Source organism: Sphingomonas sp. SP4 (assembly GCF_058313375.1).
This window is the reverse complement of record NZ_JBZFLE010000001.1, coordinates 1,407,056-1,423,026: the sequence shown is the minus strand read 5'-3', so window position 1 is coordinate 1,423,026 and position 15,971 is coordinate 1,407,056. Positions and strand designations below refer to the sequence as shown.

Genomic DNA, 15,971 nt, shown 5'->3' with positions numbered 1-15,971 from the left:
TGCAATCGAGGAGGCATGGCATGGATATCACGCAGCTTATCGTCGACGATCACACAGAGCAGCGTCGCCTGTTCGCGCTCATCGAAGAATTGTCGCCGAGCGACACGGCTGCGTTGACAGCCGTCTGGACCCGCCTGCGCGTACTCCTCGACACGCATGCGCTGGCTGAAGAACGCTTCTTTTATCCCGAGCTGCTGAAAGTGGGCCGCGGTGCCGACGATGAAAGCCCGGCAGAAGAGACACGCGATACTATCAAGGACCACAACGAAATCCGCGACACGGCCACGAACGTCGATCACGAGCAGGTTGGCTCTGACGACTGGTTCAAGGCGGTCGCGGCCTGCAACAAAGCCAATAGCGATCACATGGGCGAGGAAGAGCGGCAGGGCCTCACCGACTTTCGCGAGCACATCAGCCTGGACGATCGCCACAAACTCGGCGTGCAGTTTCTCCAATTTGAGTCCGAGCATCTGACCGGCGACGGCGTGAAGCCGGTGGACCGCAACGTCGACGCTTACATTCTCGAAAACAGCTAGGCGGGCGGCTCCAGGTTCGCCGGGCCGAACCCGAAGGGCATCAGCTCGCCGATCCTATGGCGATCCATTGCTGAGCCGTCGCCGCTCGAGCATAGGATCTCAATGTCCCTGCCGCCGAGCTGGGCTGCTTCGAGGATCGCTTGGCGGCACCCACCGCAGGGCGTGCAGACAATGGGACCGGTCCCTCCCGTCACGGCTATGCGTGCGACGTTCTTGAGGCCGAACGCGTGCTGAGCCGCAGTGAGAGCGCTTTGCTCCGCGCAGATCCCTAACCGGTAGCAGGCATTTTCCATGTTGGCGCCGGTGACGACCATGCCGTCAACGGACTCTATTGCGCAGCCGACCTGGAAGCCGGAGTAGGGCGCGTAGGCCTTGCGTGCCGCGTCCCTTGCCAGCGTGACTAATTCTTCATCCGTCATACTCTTGTCCTTAAGCGGCTGCACGGGGCATGCGCTAGTCGTCCGAATCTCACGAGTATCTTCAATGAAGCCATGGTTGTTGGTTGCCGCTGCGGCGGCGTGTCTGCTTCCGACTCCTGCCCTTGCGTGGGGCAAGACCGGTCACCGCGTCGTGGCGGCCATCGCGGATACTCAATTGTCAGGTCTGGCGCGGGCGCACATCCGGGAAATCCTCGGCGGCGCCGAAAGCCTCGACGAGGCCGCCAACTGGCCCGACGAGATGCGCTCGGCCCCTGGCGAGTTTTGGCAGAAAACCGCGACGCCGTGGCATTATGTGACGCTGAATGGGATCATCTACGACCATGCGCCGAAGGAAGGCGACGCACTTGAGGCGCTCAACCATTATCGCGCCGTGCTGCTGGATCCGAAGGCAAGCCAGTCGGACAAGCAAACTGCGCTACGCTTCATCGTGCATCTAGTTGGCGACCTTCATCAGCCGCTTCATGTCGGTAAGTGCTGCGACAAGGGCGGCAATGATGTGAAGGTCACCTGGTTCGGCAAGCCGACGAACCTTCATGCAGTCTGGGATTCGCAGTTGGTGGATGAGGAGCAGCTGTCGTTCACCGAACTTACGGCCAAGCTCGTACGGCATACGAGCCCGCAGGATGTGATAGCCTGGTGGGACATCAACCCGCGCGATTGGATCAGCGAGAGCGGGGAGATCCGAGACACGCTTTATCCGGCAGCGGGGACCAAGCCGAAGAAGGGCGCGAAAGGCAAGGACGCCAAGGTGCCCGAGCTCTCGTACGGTTACGTGTACAAGTTCACGCCGGTGATGGAGCGCAGGTTGCAGCAGGGCGGAATTCGCCTTGCGGCTTACCTCAACGCCATCTTTGCGGAGCCCGCGGCACCGGCGGCGAACTAGCGCAGCGGCGGCTCGTCGAAGCTGCGCAGCTTGCGGCTATGCAGGTCGTCGCCTTCGCGCTGCAGCAGATTGAGCGTCTCGATCCCGATCCGTAGGTGCTGGCTGATCGCCCGCTCGTAGAAGGCGTTGGCCTGCCCCGGCAGCTTGAGCTCGCCATGAAGCGGCTTGTCCGAAACGCACAGCAAGGTCCCGTAGGGCACGCGGAACCGGTAGCCCTGCGCTGCGACCGTCGCCGATTCCATGTCGATCCCGACAGCCCGGCTTTGATTGAAGCGCAGCGCTGACGCGGCGTAGCGGAGCTCCCAGTTACGGTCGTCCGTGGTGACCACCGTGCCGGTGCGAAGGCGCTGCTTCACGCTATCCTCGTCCTCGCCCGTGATGGTGGTGGTCGCTTCGAAGAGCGCCTGCTGAACTTCCGCGATAGCCGGCAGCGGGACTTCGGGCGGGAGCACGTCGTCGAGCACGTGGTCGTCGCGCAGATAAGCGTGAGCAAGGACATAGTCGCCGATCTTCTGGCTGGGCCGGAGACCACCACAGTGGCCAATCATCAGCCATACGTGCGGACGAAGGACCGCAACGTGATCGCAGATCGTCTTCGCGTTGGAAGGACCCACGCCGATGTTGACGAGTGTGATCCCGGTGCCGCCTTCCGCCATTAGGTGATAGGCAGGCATTTGGTGGCGCCGCCACGGCCCTGCCGCGACCTGCGCTTCCGCGTCGACCAATTCGCCGCGCTCATAAACACCCCCCGGGACGGATAGAGAGGTGAATCGGCCGTCCTTGCGGCGCAGTTCATCTATCGCAACGCCAACGAATTCATCGACATAGCGAACGTAGTTGGTGAACAGCACGAAGTGCTGGAAGTGCTCGGCCGGCGTTCCTGTGTAGTGTTTCAGGCGAGCGAGGCTGAAGTCGGTCCGAGGCCCGTCGAACAAGGCAAGCGGCCGCGCCGCCTGGGGCATCACGTTCCAGACGCCGTCCACTATTTCGTCGCCGATATGGATCAGTTCGTTCGATGGGAAGAAGCGCGAAAGTTCGGCCGTGCTGATGTCGCCGACCTCAATCCCGCTGTTCTCGATCACGTAGGCGTATGGAATCTCGCTCGTCGAGCGTCCCACTGAAATGGTGACGTCATAGTCTCGATTCAGATGCTCGAGCTGGTCGACGAGATAGTCTCGAAACAGCTCGGGCCGAGCCACACTCGTCGCATAATCACCGGCCTGATTGAGCCGCGCGAAAGACCGTGAGACCTGCGGCCGCGACAGTGAGCCCGGATAGCTGATCCGAAGCTCCGGGTAGGCGAAGCAGCCTTTTGCGCGCTCGTCAGGATCCGGCGGCGTGCGGTCCCGTACGTAGTTGGACAAAGCGGCCCTCAGATTGGCCACCGACTCTTCGTAAATGGCGGCCAACTGATCGACGATGCCGCCCGTCTCGAATCCCTTGTTCATGATGTCGGGTTGGAGTGCTTGAACGTGCTATGCAAGCGGGGTCTCGGCTCGAGTCTAAGGCAGGTGGCCAATGCACTATCTCGTTGCAGGTATTTTCAAGGAGGGCGCTGAAGATCAGGCGATCAAGTTCCACGACGAGTTCAACGATCATCTGGGACAGGCGTCCGAGAACATCAACTTGTTCGGCCTGCTTCGGAACAAGGCGGGAAAGCGTGCCGGCTATCTCGCTATCATCGAGGCCGACGGTTTCGACCAGGCAGAGGCTTTCCTGACGCAGAGCCCGTTCTACGAGAACGACCTATACGACCGAGTGGAAGTCGCGGAATTCATACCGGAGGTCGGAAAGCTCGAAAAAGCGTGAGAATTCATCCGCTTCGGATAAATACTTAAGGCTACACTCGAGTGTAGCCTTAGCCCGGCGGCATGCGGCACAGATTGGGGGCATTTCCCTTGGTCGAGCGAGCGCTTGCCGAGCCTCTGGTCTCCGTTTCGCGAGCGCTGAACGGCTGAAGTCTTCAACTTTCGGCTTCTGCTTCCTCCAGGAAGCGCGCCAGTTCCTCGCTGCCGCCAATCCGCTCGCCGTCGACAAACACCTGTGGGGTAGTCGCGACGCCATGCTCGGCTTTGAAGGCCTCGACTTCCTCGCGTGAACGTAGCAGCCGATCGTCGAAGGGGAGGCCCGCATCTTCGAGCATGCGTTTCGCGAGCAGCCCGAAAGGACAGACGTGGTCCGGAAGCACCATCCGGTACAGAACGATCTCATGCTGCTTGGCCATAAACCTCTCGTAAGTTTCTGATTCATCCGGCGAATGCGCCAAGCGACGGAAAGTTGCTTCACCAGCGGCGGCGAAGGGCTATTGCGAGCCAAACAGCGTGCGGCGGGCCCTTTGAATCCACTTTACGAGCAGATGAAGACCAGTGTCTTCGAGCGCATGTCGTTGCTGGCGGCGAAACATGGCGCAGTGAATCTGGGCCAGGGCTTTCCGGATTTCGGGTGGCCGGATGAGATTCTCGACGTGGCTGCCCGGGCGTTGAAGGAAGGCTCGAACCAATATGCGCCGTCGCGGGGCCTGCCGGCTTTGCGAGAAGCTGTGGCCAACCATTATGGGCGTCATCAGCGCCTGGACCTCAGTCCCGAAAACATCTGCGTCACCAGCGGAGCTACCGAGGCACTTGGCGCCGCAATTCTTGCGACCGTCGAGCCGGGCGATGAGGTCGTGATTTTCACGCCCGCCTACGACAGCTACGCACCCATGATCCGCCGGGCAGGGGCGGTGCCGCGAGAAATTGCTTTGCGACCACCCAAATGGCGCATCGACGCTGAGCCATTGGAAGCTGCGATCACCTCGAAGACGCGCGCGATCATCCTCACCAATCCGCACAATCCTACCGGACGGCTGTTCGGCCGTGACGAGCTGGAGATCATCGCAAGGATCGCTCGTGAGCGTGATTTGGTCGTGATCAGCGATGAGGTCTGGGAGCATGTGCTTCTGGACGGTCAGCAGTTCACCTCGATCCTGTCGCTTCCGGGCATGGGTGAGCGTGCGATCAAGATCGGATCGGCCGGCAAAATCTTTTCACTGACGGGCTGGAAAGCCGGCTGGATGGTTGCAGCGCCGGAGCTCACCAGCCTTGTCGCGCGAGCTCATCAATTCCTGACATTCTCTACCCCGCCCAACCTTCAGGCGGCGGTCGCCTATGGCTTGACCGATGGAGACGCTTGGCTCGAGCCGATGCGGCGCCGGTTCACGCGATCGCGCGACCGCATGGCCGCAGGCCTTGGGGCAGCGGGTTACGAGGTGCTTGAGTCGGCGGGTACCTATTTCTTGTGCGTCGACCTAGGAGCATCCGGGATTGCGCTCGACGCTGAAAGCTTCGCAATCGCCGCCGTAGAGCGGGCCGGCTTAGCGGTCGTTCCATTATCCGCGTTCGCTGAGCAGGACCCGCCGCGCGACTTCGTGAGGCTGTGCTTCGGTAAGAAGGACGAAACCATCGACGCCGGCGTTGCCGCAATGGCCCGGGCAAGGGAGATGCTCTCATGACCCCAGCTGAAGAAGCCGAACAGATCTTCCACCTCGCAGGCATTTCGTCCGCAGGAAAGCTGGTGAGTTCCTCACCCATCGACGGAAAACCGATCGGCCGGGTTACACGAGGCGATCCCGAGCTGGCCTGCGAACGAGCGGCTGCGGCCTTCGAGGTGTGGAGGAACGTGCCGGCGCCACGTCGCGGAGAGCTGGTCCGCATCCTGGGCGACTGGCTTCGTGAAGCGAAGCCGGTGCTCGCGAAGCTGATCACGCTGGAGAGCGGCAAGATCCTCCAGGAAAGCCTGGGCGAAGTTCAGGAGATGATCGACATCTGCGACTATGCTGTCGGTCTATCTCGCCAGCTTTATGGCCTGACCATCGCAAGCGAACGCCCCAACCATCGCATGATGGAGCAATGGCATCCGCTCGGCCCTGTCCTCGTCATCAGTGCCTTCAACTTCCCTGTCGCGGTCTGGGCATGGAATGCGGCGCTCGCGCTGGTGTGCGGAAATCCGGTCATCTGGAAGCCGAGCGAGAAGACGCCGCTATGCGCCGAGGTTGTCATGGCGATTGTACGCCGAGCGCTGGATCGATTCGGACCGGTGCCTGAAGGCCTCATTCAGGTCGTCCAGGGCGAGCGGGATATTGGAGAAGCGCTGGTCGATGATCCTCGGATCGCACTAGTCTCGGCGACGGGCTCGACCGCAATGGGTCGCGAAGTCGCGCCCCGCGTCGCCAAGCGCTTCGGCAAAGTGCTGCTGGAGCTTGGTGGGAATAATGCGGCAATCGTCTGCCCTAGTGCCGACCTGGAGCTGGCTGCCCGAGCCATCTTGTTCTCGGCTGCCGGAACGGCGGGACAGCGCTGCACGACGCTGCGCCGGCTAATCGTTCACGAGAGCATCGCCGACGATTTCGTCGAGCGCCTCAAGGGGCTGTTCGAACAAGTCAAAGTCGGCGACCCGCGTCAGTCAGACACGTTGATCGGCCCTCTGATCGACGAGTCTGCGTTCGAGGCCATGAAGAAGGTGCTCGGAAACAAAATCGAGCGAGTCGAAGCAGTTGCCGGTGGTTTCTACGTCAGGCCGAAGATCGTCGAGGTGAAGGTGCAGAGCGGCAGCGTGCTCCAGGAGACCTTTGCTCCGATCCTTTACGTCATGCGTTACAGCAATCTCGAGGATGCGATCGCGCTCAACAACTCGGTCTCGCAAGGATTGTCGTCGTCAATCTTCACCACCGACCTGCGCGAAGCTGAGCTGTTCGTTTCGGCGCGCGGCTCTGACTGCGGCATCGCCAATGTGAATATCGGCCCGTCAGGTGCCGAGATCGGCGGCGCGTTCGGCGGTGAAAAGGAAACGGGCGGTGGTCGCGAAAGCGGTTCGGACTCGTGGCGCGCCTACATGCGGCGGCAGACCAACACCATCAATTACGGGTCAGATCTGCCACTCGCTCAGGGGATCCGCTTCGACGTCGCTCCATAAAGCGAGCTCCTCATGGCCGAGCATCGACGGCCACCGTCGCCGGAAATCGTCGCGCCAAGCTTTGAGCTTCGATGGCTCGAGAGGCTGCGAGATAAGATAGCCCTGCACCAGGTCGCAGCCGAGTTCGTGCACGACACGCAGCTGGTCGATCGTCTCAACGCCTTCGGCGGTAGCTGTCATTCCCAGGCCATGCGCGAGGTCGACGATGGTCTTAACGATCAGCCGCGCATCGCCGGATTGATCGACGTCCGCCACGAACGCCTTGTCGATCTTCACCTCGGTGAAGGGCAGCTGACGCAGCTGCATGAGGGAGGAATAGCCAGTCCCGAAGTCGTCGATGGCAAGGCCGATGCCCTTGATCCGAAATCGGGTCAGTGTGTCCATCAGCTTGACCAGCGGCTGCGTTGCACCCTCCGTAAGTTCGAGAACCAGTGAATCCGTCGGAACATCCAGCGCGCGGCACATCCGCTCCACGAGGTCAGGGAAGTCTAGGTGCTGCAGGCTCAGCGCCGAGATGTTGAAGGCGAGGTGCGTCTCCACTCCTTCTTCGCGCCATTCGAGCCACTGCTTGAGAATCGTCCGGAGACCCCAATGGGTCAGCTCGTCGATCAGTCCATGCTCTTCGGCGAGCGGGACGAAGCGCGACGGCTCAATCGGTCCAAGCTCGGGATCATCCCATCGGACGAGCGCCTCAACCCGGGTAAGGCTCCCCTCCCGCATGCCAACCTTGGGCTGGTAGACCATGTTCAGTCGCTGCTCTTCGAGAGCGCGCCTAAAACCGGCGAGCAATTGCGAGTTTGCCTTTCGGCTCATGTCACGAGCGTTGCGCGAAGCTTGCTTAAGACTTGCTCAAGAGCCTCGAGCCGCACCGGCTTTTCAACCGGACCCGCCATATTGAGTCCAAGCGCTTCTCCGAGGCGGAAGGCGGATTCGAGGACTCGGCGGTCAAAACCACTGACGATCAGGACGGGAGAGCGATAGCCCTGCTCGGCGAGGAAACGCAGGAGCTCGACTCCGTCCATTCCCGGCATGCCGAGATCAAGCGCGACCATGTCAGGCGGCTCGGAAATGAAAGTCTCACGAAATTGCTCATCATCGGACGTAATAACGGGCTCGAACCCGCATTCGCGAGACGCGTTCGCGAGAAAGTCGGCAAGTGCCGGCTCATCATCGATTAGCAGCAAGCGTGGCTGCGCCAAATCGATCTCCTCTCTCCCCACAAGGCGCGGTGCACGGCAACGGCACGCAAGGTCAAGCGGAAGAAACGCCTTTTTAACCGCACTGTCCATAAAGTCCCATTTTGGCGCGAATTAGAGCGTCCGGAGGCTTAACCAATGTTCTCATCGCTGATCCGTAGGAAGTCTGACGTCCGTCAGGATCCGGATAGCGAAATAGAATTCGATTCCACGACGGTCTCGCTGTCGACCGCCGTTCCGCGTCCCGTGGAGCGCCGTGGTGACGAGCGCATGTCGGCGATGCTTCGGGTTGCGAAGCTCACCGGTCCATCGGGCGCTCAGCAGCTCATCCGAGTGAAGAACCTCTCCGCAGGCGGCCTGATGGCCATTGTGCCCAACGTTCCGGAGGTCGGCGAGCAGATGCACGTCGAGTTGTCGTCGCAGAAGCTTCCGGCAACGGTCGTCTGGATTCGCGAAGACCTCGTCGGTCTGAAATTCGACCAGAACCTCGATCTTGGCGAGTTGCTGGCGGGTCGCAAGCCGCGCCACGGCTTCCGTCCTCGCCCCCCGCGTCTTGAGATTGCCTGCAAGGCATCTGTGCGCGTCGGCAAGCTTTATTACAGCGTCGACGTCCACGACATCTCGCTCGGCGGGATGAAGGTCGAGCCGATCGAGGAATATTGCGTCGGCAAGAAAGTGATAGTGGTCGTGGAGAGCCTGCGCCCGATTAAGGGCGAGGTTCGCTGGTATTCCGATCGCAAGGCCGGCATCGTCTTCGACAAACCACTCAATTTCGACGAGCTCAGCGAGTGGGTCGGCAAGCGGCTCGAGCTCGCAAGCCTCAAGGCGTCTTACAAAGCAAGCTAAGCAGCACTATTTCGGCCGCTCCAATCAGCAAGGAGCGAACGGATGGCTGATCAAGTCGCAGTCCTGGCAGGCGGATGCTTTTGGTGCACCGAAGCCGTCTTTCTCGATGTTGTCGGGGTGAAGTCGGTTGAGAGCGGGTACACTGGCGGTGCAGTCGCCAATCCGACCTACAAGCAGGTTTGCGGCGGAGATACCGGCCATGCGGAGGCGATTCGCGTCACCTTCGATCCCGAGCAGATCAGCTATGACGATTTGCTCGACATCTTCTTCGCTACGCATGACCCGACGCAGCTGAACCGCCAGGGCAACGACATCGGCACGCAGTATCGCTCCGCCATTTTCCCGCAGGACGAAGAGCAGGAGCGACAGGCCCGTGCGGCCATCGAGCGAGCTAATCAGGAGAATAACGGCCGTGTCGTCACGACAATCGAGCCGAAGAGCGAATGGTATCCGGCCGAAGATTACCACCAGGACTATTGGTCAGGTGAAGGACAGCGGAATCCCTACTGCATCGCGGTGATTCCGCCGAAGCTGCAGAAGCTTCGCAAGAGCTTCCAGGCTCGCACCAAGAGCGCGAGCGCTACCGCCTAAGCTGCGGCGCGTCGCAGGCGGTCGTTGATGGCCGCGCCCAAGCCTTGATCGGGGATCGGTGCGACCGCGATGCGCGGCTTCGCTGAAGCGTCAGCCTCGTGAAGCCGGTCGAACAAGCGAGCCGCTGCCTCGACGAGGTCGCCTGAAGGGCTGAGGTTCGCGTCTCCGCTTGCGCTACCAAAGCCGATCACGAACTCGTCGGCGTCTGCCGACGTCACATCGAGTCTCAGGGGCTTCGATGGTGCATAATGGCTCGCGAGCTGGCCTGGGGCTTCGATCTTCGCCTTGGAACTCGGTTCAGCATCTACTTCGATCGGCCCGGGCCGCAGCAATCGCAGCGGTCCACCCCCGGCTGCCACGATTGTCGACTCAATGCCTCGTTCGGTCGGCCCAGCATCGACGATAAACGGAATGCGACCTCCGAGACTCTTCAGCACATGCTCCGCGCGAGTGGGGCTGATGGAGCCGCTAGCGTTGGCTGACGGAGCGGCGAGGGGGCGACCGACGGCGCGGAGGAGGGCCTGCATCGCCGGATGAGCGGGGACGCGGATTCCAATGGTCGGCAGGCCGGCGGTTACGATGGACGCGATGTCCGAGCCTTCGCGGAGCGGCACGACCAGGGTCAGCGGGCCCGGCCAGTGCTCGTCCGCAAGCGTCCGCGCCTCGTTCGAGAATTCCCCGATGCGCTGCGCGGCTTCGAAGTCCGGCACGTGCACGATAAGCGGATTGAAGCTGGGACGTCCTTTTGCCTCGTAGATGCGTGCGACGGCTTGAGCATTCGTCGCATCTGCAGCGAGGCCGTAAACGGTCTCGGTGGCGACCGCGACAGGCTGGCCCGCAATGATCAGCTGCGCAGCATTGGCGATAACATGATCAGTGAAGGGGCAAACGTGCATCTCCATGCGGACGCCGCTAGAGGATTCCGGACTTGAGCGGAATATCAGGCGCGTTCGCGCTCGATCAGCTCGCCTGCGTCGATGCCGAGCCGCTTCATGCGCGCGCGAATCTCGGGCCATTCCTCCTTGAGGAAGCGATTGCGCTCGGAATCACGCAGGCGCCCACGGGCCCCGGGAGCGACGAACATCCCGACGCCGCGCTTCACGACGATCAGGCCCTCATCCTGGAAGCCTTGATAAGCCTTAGCCACAGTCAGGGGATTTGCCTGCTCCTCGGCGGCGAGCGCCCGGACCGACGGCAACGGATCACCATCGCCATATTTTCCGGCGAGGATCGCATCGGCGATCGTCTCACGGAGGCGAACGTAAACCGGCTTGTCGTGCTGAGTGCGGAGCGTCATGGTGTAATAATACAGCTAATCGCATTTATTACAATGAAAAAATCAGAGTTCCGGCGGCTGCCACGGCGTCCACACCTCTGACAGTTCCGGTCGTTGGCGCTCCTCCAGCTCCCGCGAAGGCTGCCCGATGAAGATGAACCCCGCGATCCGTTCACCCGATTCACAGAAGGCTTCGCGAATTCGATCCGAATAGGTGTACCAGCCGGTCACCCACCCGGCGACATAGCCCAGCGCATGGGCCGCGAGCAGCAGGTTCATACCAACGGCGCCGCAGGACAGCTGCTGCTCCCAAACTGGAATCTTGTGATTTTCGACGGGTGCCGAAACAAGGACGACGAGCTGCCCTGCATAGTGAGCGAACAGGTCGGCTGCCTCATGCTTCGCGATCGGCGCGCAATCGTCTTCATCGGCCAGCGCCTGCCGGAAAATCGCGCCGAGAACGTCGCGTTGGTCGTCGGATACCGTCACGAAACGCCATGGGTGGAGCTTGCCGTGATCTGGGACTCGAGCAGCCATGGTCAGGATGCGCTGCATCTCTTCGGCGGACGGGCCCGGCCCTACGAGTTCGCGCGGTTTCCCTGAGCGTCGGGTCTCCAGGAACGACAAGATGGATGAGCGGTCATTGAGCATTCATCAGGGCAGATAGAGAGCCGAGCGCAAGCCAACAATCCGCTTCACAAGCGGAATTTGCTCGTTACGGTCGCGCGCATCGGCGCGGGCTGCGCCAGGGGAGAGATACCGGATGGTCGATACGCCAGCCGTCGAAGAACCGTTTTCACCTGCTTCGGGAAAGACAAATCCAGCCGACAAAGGAACTTGGTTCGGGCATCCGCGCCAGCTTGCGCGCCTGTTCACCACGGAGATGTGGGAGCGGTTCGGCTACTACGGCATGCGTGCGCTGCTCACGCTGTACCTGACCAAGCACTTCCTGTTTTCGGACCAGCAGGCGACCGGCCTTTACGGCGGTTACACGGCACTCGTTTACCTGACGCCACTCGTCGGTGGCCTCCTTGCTGACCAATTCCTCGGGTCCAAGCGAGCGGTGAAGTTCGGCGCCATCATCATGGCGATCGGATACTTCACGCTGGCATTCGGTGGATCACCTGCCAAGCCTTACGCGACCATCGACGGTCAACGATACGAGGTCGTCGTCGACAATTTTGTCGACCGGCCGACAAGCGATCCGAACGAAACGCGCTACATTGTCGACCAGGGCAAGAAGCTTCAGATCCGTGGCAATGAGGACGGATCGATCTCGCTTCTCGACAACGGCGCCGAGGCAAAACGCCTCCCCAAAGGCTCAATGGAAGCTGGCGGCGAGCGCAATCCCCTAACCCTTGCGGTCATGCTGATTGCCCTGTCGCTCATCTCGGTCGGCAACGGCTTCTTCAAGCCCAACATCTCGACAATCGTCGGAACGCTCTACGACCAGGGTGACCGCCGCAGGGATAGCGGCTTCACAATCTTCTACATGGGCATCAACATGGGCTCGATCCTGGGTCAGCTGTTCTGTCCCTTGCTCGCAGATTTGTTCGGCTGGTGGGCCGGCCTGAGCCTCGCGGGCGTCGGCATGCTGATCAGCTATGCCCTGATCCAGTTCGATGGCGGGCGTCTCGCGGGATATGGTGAGCGACCGCAGAATGCGCCCAACAGGGACATTGCGATCTACATCGGCGCGCTGATCGCGGTGCCAGTTGTCGTGTTCCTCTTCAGCAACCTGATGAACGCCGCTCCGCCGGCGGAAGGCTCGGGCTTCCTCGGCTACATCATGTCGCTGCCGCTGATGGGCAAGCTGCTGTTCGGCACCTTCATCATCAGCGTGCCGGCTATTCTGATCTGGTCCTACACGAAGGGCAGCCGCACCGAAGCGCAGATGATGACAGCCGCAATGGTGCTGATCATCTTCAACGTCTTTTTCTGGACGCTGTTCGAGCAAGCGGGGTCGTCGCTGACGCTCTTCGCGGACCGCAATACCGACCGCAGCGTGTTCGGCCTGTTCACCATGTCGGCGCCGCAGACGCAGAACTTCAATCCGATCAGCATCGTCCTGTTCGCGCCGATCATGAGCATCCTCTGGACGCAGCTGGCAAAGCGCGGCCTTGAGCCGTCAATTCCGGTGAAGTTCTCCATCGCGCTGATTGGCGTGGGGCTTGGCTTCCTGTTCCTGGTGTTCGGTTCGACTTTCGCCGGACCGGGCAACAACTTCCAGGTTGGCCTGTGGTGGCTTGCCGGCCTCTACCTCATCCACTCGCTGGCCGAACTCTGCATCTCGCCGGTGGGCCTCAGCATGATTACCAAGCTGTCCATCGCTCGGGTGGTCGGCTTGATGATGGGCGTGTGGTTTCTGTCGATCTCCGTCGCGCAATATGTGGCAGGCGTTGTTGCGCAGTTCGCGAGTGTCGAGACGGTGGGCGGCCAGGTGACGAACCTGAAGGTGAGCCTGGAGACTTACACTTCGACATTCACCACCATCGCGTGGATCGCGATCGGTGCGGGCGTCGTGCTGTTCCTCCTGTCATGGCCGCTTCAGAAGTGGATGCACGGCGTCAAGTAAGACTGAGCCCGTAGCGCCCGATCGCCTAAACGCGCTAAAGCGTTCGCAATGACACGTAAATTCTTCGGAACCGATGGGATTCGCGGGACGACGAACCGCGACCCGATGACCGCGCAGATGGCGCTTGCGGTCGGCATGGCGGCCGGAGCGCACTTCCTTCGCGGCGATCACCGCCATCGCGTGGTGATCGGCAAGGATACGCGCCTCAGCGGCTACATGATGGAATCGGCGATGGTCGCTGGCTTCACCAGCGTCGGCATGGACGTCGTCTTGCTGGGCCCGATGCCGACGCCCGCGGTAGCGATGTTGACCCGGTCGATGCGGGCCGACCTCGGCGTGATGATCTCCGCCTCTCACAATCCGTTCGCCGACAACGGCATCAAGCTGTTCGGGCCCGACGGCTACAAGCTCTCCGACGAGGACGAGCATGCGATCGAACGGCGGCTCGAAGAAGGTCCGAAGCTCGCCAAATCAGAACTGATCGGGCGAGCCCGGCGCATCGATGACGCGCGCGGCCGATACATTCACTTCGCCAAGTCGACTTTCCCGGAGCACCTACGTCTGGACGGCCTAAAGGTCGTGATCGATTGCGCTAATGGAGCGGCTTATCATGTGGCGCCCGAGGCGCTGTGGGAGCTTGGTGCGGAAGTCGTTCCGCTCGGCGTCTCGCCAAACGGCCTCAATATCAACGACGGCGTCGGCTCGACTCATCCGCAGCTGCTGCAGGAGACCGTGGTCGCCAATGGAGCAGACATCGGCCTGGCGCTGGATGGTGATGCCGACCGGCTGATCGTGGTCGACGAGAAGGGCCAGATGGTCGACGGCGACCAGCTGATGGCGCTGATTGCACTCGGACTGAAGAGCCGCGGTGAGCTGAAGGGGGATGCCGTAGTTGCCACTGTCATGTCCAACCTCGGCCTTGAGCGGAAGCTCGGCGACGCTGGACTGAAGCTCCTGAGGACCGCCGTTGGGGACCGCTACGTGCTCGAGCAGATGCGGAAGACCGGCTGCAACATCGGCGGTGAGCAGTCCGGCCACATCATTCTCGCGGACCATTCGACGACGGGCGACGGCCTGGTTGCCGGACTCCAAGTGCTTGCAGCCCTCGTCGAAGCGAAGGCCCCCGCCAGCGAGCTGCTCCGGCAGTTCGAACCCCTGCCACAGCTTCTGAAGAACGTTCGGTTCAATGGTGGTGCCCCGCTCGAAGCAGACAGCGTGCGCAAACGGATCGCGGCCGCCGAGGCAGAGCTGGAAGGAAAGGGCCGTCTGGTCATTCGCAAATCCGGCACCGAGCCCCTGATACGCGTCATGGCCGAGGGTGACGATCCTGCGCTCGTCCAGCGCGTCGTCGACGACATTTGCGAGGCCGTGCAGTCGGCGGCGTGAACGCTTTGTTCGTATTTGTCCGCCAAACGACGTTTCCGTGCACATGGAAAATTTCGCTCCGGGGAGCGGATCGAAGGCGGCAAAGGTGACGAAGCCGGCCCGCGTCCTCATCATCGCCGGCTCGGACTCGGGCGGCGGCGCGGGCATTCAGGCGGACATCAAGACCGTCACGATGCTCGGCGGCCATGCTATGACCGCTGTGACGGCGATCACGGCCCAGAACACCACGGGCGTAAGCGCAGTCCACCCGGTGCCGACTGAGACGGTGCTTGCGCAGATCGACGCTGTAGTGGACGATATCGGCATCGATGCGGTGAAGATCGGCATGATCGGCAGCGCCTTCGCCGCACAACAAGTCGCAGGTCGTCTCGAGCGATTGAAAGCAGAGCAGCCGGGTCTGCCGATCGTCTTCGATCCGGTGATGGTCGCCACTAGCGGGGCTGCACTTGCTGATGACGCGACGATCGCCGCCTTCGGTCGTCTTATGGACGTGGCGACCATCGCCACCCCGAACTTGCCCGAACTCAAGCGGCTGACTTCCGAGGAGGATCCGGTGGCCGGCGCCTTGCACTTGGTTGGCGCTCATGGCTGCGCGGTGCTGATCAAGGGCGGTCACGAAGAGGGCGATGCACTCGCCGACGCCTTGATCGAAGAAGACAATATGACGAGCTGGCAGGGCCAGCGGATCGATACAACGAGCACGCATGGCACGGGCTGTACGCTTGCGAGCGCAATCGCCTTCTTCCTCGCCGACGGGTCGTCGCTATCCGACGCAGTGGCGCGGGCACGCGAGTTCGTTCGTGTGGCGCTCCATGATGCGCCTGGCTTGGGGGAGGGCTCTGGCCCAATCGGCCAGGCCCGTGTCCGTCTGGACGTCGGGACGGGGCCGCGGCTCAATCAGGTCACCGTTACTGGCACCAATTACCAGCGTTCGGTCGATTTCTATAAGAAGCTTGGCTTGAAGCAGATCGTCGACAATCCGCCCGATTATGCGCGGTTTGAGACTGCGGGCGGCGCAACCTTCTCGGTGCAGATCGACCCGGAAGAAAAGATCATCGCGACGACCGCAATCTATTTGGAGTGCGACGATCTCGACGACCGCGTCGAGCAATTGGCTCGCAGCGGGCTGGCGTTCGAGCACGGCCCGCGCAACCAGCCGTGGATGTGGCGCGAGGCCCGCCTGCGCGATCCCGACGGCAACATCATCTTCCTCTACAAGGCAGGCGAAGCGCGCCGCTTCCCGCCATGGCGCATGCAAGAAGACTGAAGTTTTCCACAAATTCAGTCGTCTG

The 15,971-nt window shown here is 61.6% G+C and carries 18 protein-coding genes; 10 read left to right on the top strand and 8 right to left on the bottom strand.

From position 1 onward, the window contains the following. The first annotated feature begins 20 nt into the window (after positions 1 to 20). Positions 21 to 536, top strand: coding sequence for a hemerythrin domain-containing protein (locus tag AC4GYV_RS07210; protein WP_491099972.1), 516 nt, complete (start codon positions 21 to 23; stop codon positions 534 to 536). Here the strand turns inward: AC4GYV_RS07210 and cdd are convergent. Continuing rightward, positions 533 to 955: a cytidine deaminase gene (gene cdd, locus AC4GYV_RS07205; RefSeq protein ID WP_491099971.1), complete on the bottom strand. Its 423-nt coding sequence runs from the start codon at positions 953 to 955 to the stop codon at positions 533 to 535. The genes AC4GYV_RS07210 and cdd overlap by 4 nt on opposite strands. Before the next feature lie 64 nt (positions 956 to 1,019). On the opposite strand from cdd, the gene AC4GYV_RS07200 reads away from it, so the two are divergent. Further along, positions 1,020 to 1,859 carry a S1/P1 nuclease gene (locus AC4GYV_RS07200; protein WP_491099970.1) on the top strand — a complete coding sequence of 280 codons (840 nt, stop codon included), beginning with the start codon at positions 1,020 to 1,022 and terminating at the stop codon, positions 1,857 to 1,859. Here the strand turns inward: AC4GYV_RS07200 and AC4GYV_RS07195 are convergent. Then, positions 1,856 to 3,307, bottom strand: coding sequence for an AMP nucleosidase (locus AC4GYV_RS07195; RefSeq protein ID WP_491099969.1), 1,452 nt, complete (start codon positions 3,305 to 3,307; stop codon positions 1,856 to 1,858). The two genes, AC4GYV_RS07200 and AC4GYV_RS07195, sit on opposite strands and share 4 nt — an antisense overlap. Before the next feature lie 70 nt (positions 3,308 to 3,377). Between AC4GYV_RS07195 and AC4GYV_RS07190 the strand changes: the two genes are divergently transcribed. Beyond that, positions 3,378 to 3,668, top strand: coding sequence for a YciI family protein (locus AC4GYV_RS07190; protein ID WP_491099968.1), 291 nt, complete (start codon positions 3,378 to 3,380; stop codon positions 3,666 to 3,668). A 154-nt stretch (positions 3,669 to 3,822) separates the two neighbouring features. Here AC4GYV_RS07190 and AC4GYV_RS07185 read toward each other — a convergent pair whose 3' ends face one another. Beyond that, the gene (locus tag AC4GYV_RS07185) at positions 3,823 to 4,083 is read right to left on the bottom strand and encodes a glutaredoxin domain-containing protein (RefSeq protein WP_491099967.1); all 261 of its coding nucleotides are present in this window, start codon (positions 4,081 to 4,083) and stop codon (positions 3,823 to 3,825) included. 132 nt (positions 4,084 to 4,215) lie between these two features. On the opposite strand from AC4GYV_RS07185, the gene AC4GYV_RS07180 reads away from it, so the two are divergent. Both AC4GYV_RS07180 and amaB read left to right on the top strand, forming a co-directional pair. After that, positions 4,216 to 5,349, top strand: a complete 1,134-nt coding sequence (locus AC4GYV_RS07180; protein ID WP_491099966.1) for an aminotransferase — start codon at positions 4,216 to 4,218, stop codon at positions 5,347 to 5,349. Next, positions 5,346 to 6,809: an L-piperidine-6-carboxylate dehydrogenase gene (gene amaB, locus AC4GYV_RS07175; RefSeq protein WP_491099965.1), complete on the top strand. Its 1,464-nt coding sequence runs from the start codon at positions 5,346 to 5,348 to the stop codon at positions 6,807 to 6,809. The genes AC4GYV_RS07180 and amaB overlap by 4 nt, the downstream gene beginning before the upstream one ends. Here the strand turns inward: amaB and AC4GYV_RS07170 are convergent. Both AC4GYV_RS07170 and AC4GYV_RS07165 read right to left on the bottom strand, forming a co-directional pair. Continuing rightward, on the bottom strand, positions 6,762 to 7,622 hold the full coding sequence (locus AC4GYV_RS07170) for an EAL domain-containing protein (protein WP_491099964.1): 861 nt from the start codon (positions 7,620 to 7,622) through the stop codon (positions 6,762 to 6,764). The two genes, amaB and AC4GYV_RS07170, sit on opposite strands and share 48 nt — an antisense overlap. Next, complete coding sequence (locus tag AC4GYV_RS07165; protein WP_491099963.1) at positions 7,619 to 8,008, bottom strand: response regulator; 390 nt, start codon at positions 8,006 to 8,008, stop codon at positions 7,619 to 7,621. The genes AC4GYV_RS07170 and AC4GYV_RS07165 overlap by 4 nt, the downstream gene beginning before the upstream one ends. A 135-nt stretch (positions 8,009 to 8,143) precedes the next feature. On the opposite strand from AC4GYV_RS07165, the gene AC4GYV_RS07160 reads away from it, so the two are divergent. Together AC4GYV_RS07160 and msrA are read left to right on the top strand one after the other, a co-directional pair. Continuing rightward, the gene (locus AC4GYV_RS07160) at positions 8,144 to 8,851 is read left to right on the top strand and encodes a PilZ domain-containing protein (RefSeq protein WP_491099962.1); all 708 of its coding nucleotides are present in this window, start codon (positions 8,144 to 8,146) and stop codon (positions 8,849 to 8,851) included. 42 nt (positions 8,852 to 8,893) lie between these two features. After that, on the top strand, positions 8,894 to 9,442 hold the full coding sequence (gene msrA / locus AC4GYV_RS07155) for a peptide-methionine (S)-S-oxide reductase MsrA (RefSeq protein ID WP_491099961.1): 549 nt from the start codon (positions 8,894 to 8,896) through the stop codon (positions 9,440 to 9,442). Here the strand turns inward: msrA and AC4GYV_RS07150 are convergent. From AC4GYV_RS07150 to AC4GYV_RS07140, 3 genes are read right to left on the bottom strand one after another with little or no spacing between them, the layout of a single operon-like run. Further along, positions 9,439 to 10,344 carry an L-threonylcarbamoyladenylate synthase gene (locus AC4GYV_RS07150; protein ID WP_491099960.1) on the bottom strand — a complete coding sequence of 302 codons (906 nt, stop codon included), beginning with the start codon at positions 10,342 to 10,344 and terminating at the stop codon, positions 9,439 to 9,441. The two genes, msrA and AC4GYV_RS07150, sit on opposite strands and share 4 nt — an antisense overlap. A gap of 38 nt (positions 10,345 to 10,382) precedes the next feature. After that, positions 10,383 to 10,739, bottom strand: coding sequence for a GntR family transcriptional regulator (locus AC4GYV_RS07145; protein WP_491099959.1), 357 nt, complete (start codon positions 10,737 to 10,739; stop codon positions 10,383 to 10,385). Positions 10,740 to 10,781: 42 nt separating this feature from the next. Further along, positions 10,782 to 11,369, bottom strand: coding sequence for a nitroreductase family protein (locus tag AC4GYV_RS07140; protein WP_491099958.1), 588 nt, complete (start codon positions 11,367 to 11,369; stop codon positions 10,782 to 10,784). Positions 11,370 to 11,481: 112 nt separating this feature from the next. On the opposite strand from AC4GYV_RS07140, the gene AC4GYV_RS07135 reads away from it, so the two are divergent. From AC4GYV_RS07135 to thiD, 3 genes are read left to right on the top strand one after another with little or no spacing between them, the layout of a single operon-like run. Continuing rightward, entirely contained in the window at positions 11,482 to 13,293 is a 1,812-nt protein-coding gene (locus AC4GYV_RS07135) for a peptide MFS transporter (RefSeq protein WP_491099957.1), read from the top strand. A gap of 48 nt (positions 13,294 to 13,341) precedes the next feature. Continuing rightward, on the top strand, positions 13,342 to 14,679 hold the full coding sequence (glmM, locus tag AC4GYV_RS07130) for a phosphoglucosamine mutase (RefSeq protein ID WP_491099956.1): 1,338 nt from the start codon (positions 13,342 to 13,344) through the stop codon (positions 14,677 to 14,679). A gap of 43 nt (positions 14,680 to 14,722) precedes the next feature. Beyond that, positions 14,723 to 15,946, top strand: a complete 1,224-nt coding sequence (gene thiD, locus AC4GYV_RS07125) for a bifunctional hydroxymethylpyrimidine kinase/phosphomethylpyrimidine kinase (RefSeq protein ID WP_491099955.1) — start codon at positions 14,723 to 14,725, stop codon at positions 15,944 to 15,946. Positions 15,947 to 15,971 lie beyond the last annotated feature (25 nt).

Bases quoted from the DNA above. Each gene is read 5' to 3' on its own strand.
- AC4GYV_RS07140 (WP_491099958.1), bottom strand. From the start codon at position 11,369: ATGCTCAATGACCGCTCATCCATCTTGTCGTTCCTGGAGACCCGACGC.
- glmM (WP_491099956.1), top strand. From the start codon at position 13,342: ATGACACGTAAATTCTTCGGAACCGATGGGATTCGCGGGACGACGAAC.
- AC4GYV_RS07190 (WP_491099968.1), top strand. From the start codon at position 3,378: ATGCACTATCTCGTTGCAGGTATTTTCAAGGAGGGCGCTGAAGATCAG.
- AC4GYV_RS07180 (WP_491099966.1), top strand. From the start codon at position 4,216: ATGAAGACCAGTGTCTTCGAGCGCATGTCGTTGCTGGCGGCGAAACAT.
- AC4GYV_RS07135 (WP_491099957.1), top strand. From the start codon at position 11,482: ATGGTCGATACGCCAGCCGTCGAAGAACCGTTTTCACCTGCTTCGGGA.
- amaB (WP_491099965.1), top strand. From the start codon at position 5,346: ATGACCCCAGCTGAAGAAGCCGAACAGATCTTCCACCTCGCAGGCATT.
- AC4GYV_RS07210 (WP_491099972.1), top strand. From the start codon at position 21: ATGGATATCACGCAGCTTATCGTCGACGATCACACAGAGCAGCGTCGC.
- AC4GYV_RS07200 (WP_491099970.1), top strand. From the start codon at position 1,020: ATGAAGCCATGGTTGTTGGTTGCCGCTGCGGCGGCGTGTCTGCTTCCG.
- AC4GYV_RS07160 (WP_491099962.1), top strand. From the start codon at position 8,144: ATGTTCTCATCGCTGATCCGTAGGAAGTCTGACGTCCGTCAGGATCCG.
- AC4GYV_RS07185 (WP_491099967.1), bottom strand. From the start codon at position 4,083: ATGGCCAAGCAGCATGAGATCGTTCTGTACCGGATGGTGCTTCCGGAC.
- thiD (WP_491099955.1), top strand. From the start codon at position 14,723: ATGGAAAATTTCGCTCCGGGGAGCGGATCGAAGGCGGCAAAGGTGACG.
- AC4GYV_RS07195 (WP_491099969.1), bottom strand. From the start codon at position 3,307: ATGAACAAGGGATTCGAGACGGGCGGCATCGTCGATCAGTTGGCCGCC.
- AC4GYV_RS07145 (WP_491099959.1), bottom strand. From the start codon at position 10,739: ATGACGCTCCGCACTCAGCACGACAAGCCGGTTTACGTTCGCCTCCGT.
- cdd (WP_491099971.1), bottom strand. From the start codon at position 955: ATGACGGATGAAGAATTAGTCACGCTGGCAAGGGACGCGGCACGCAAG.
- AC4GYV_RS07170 (WP_491099964.1), bottom strand. From the start codon at position 7,622: ATGAGCCGAAAGGCAAACTCGCAATTGCTCGCCGGTTTTAGGCGCGCT.
- AC4GYV_RS07150 (WP_491099960.1), bottom strand. From the start codon at position 10,344: ATGGAGATGCACGTTTGCCCCTTCACTGATCATGTTATCGCCAATGCT.
- msrA (WP_491099961.1), top strand. From the start codon at position 8,894: ATGGCTGATCAAGTCGCAGTCCTGGCAGGCGGATGCTTTTGGTGCACC.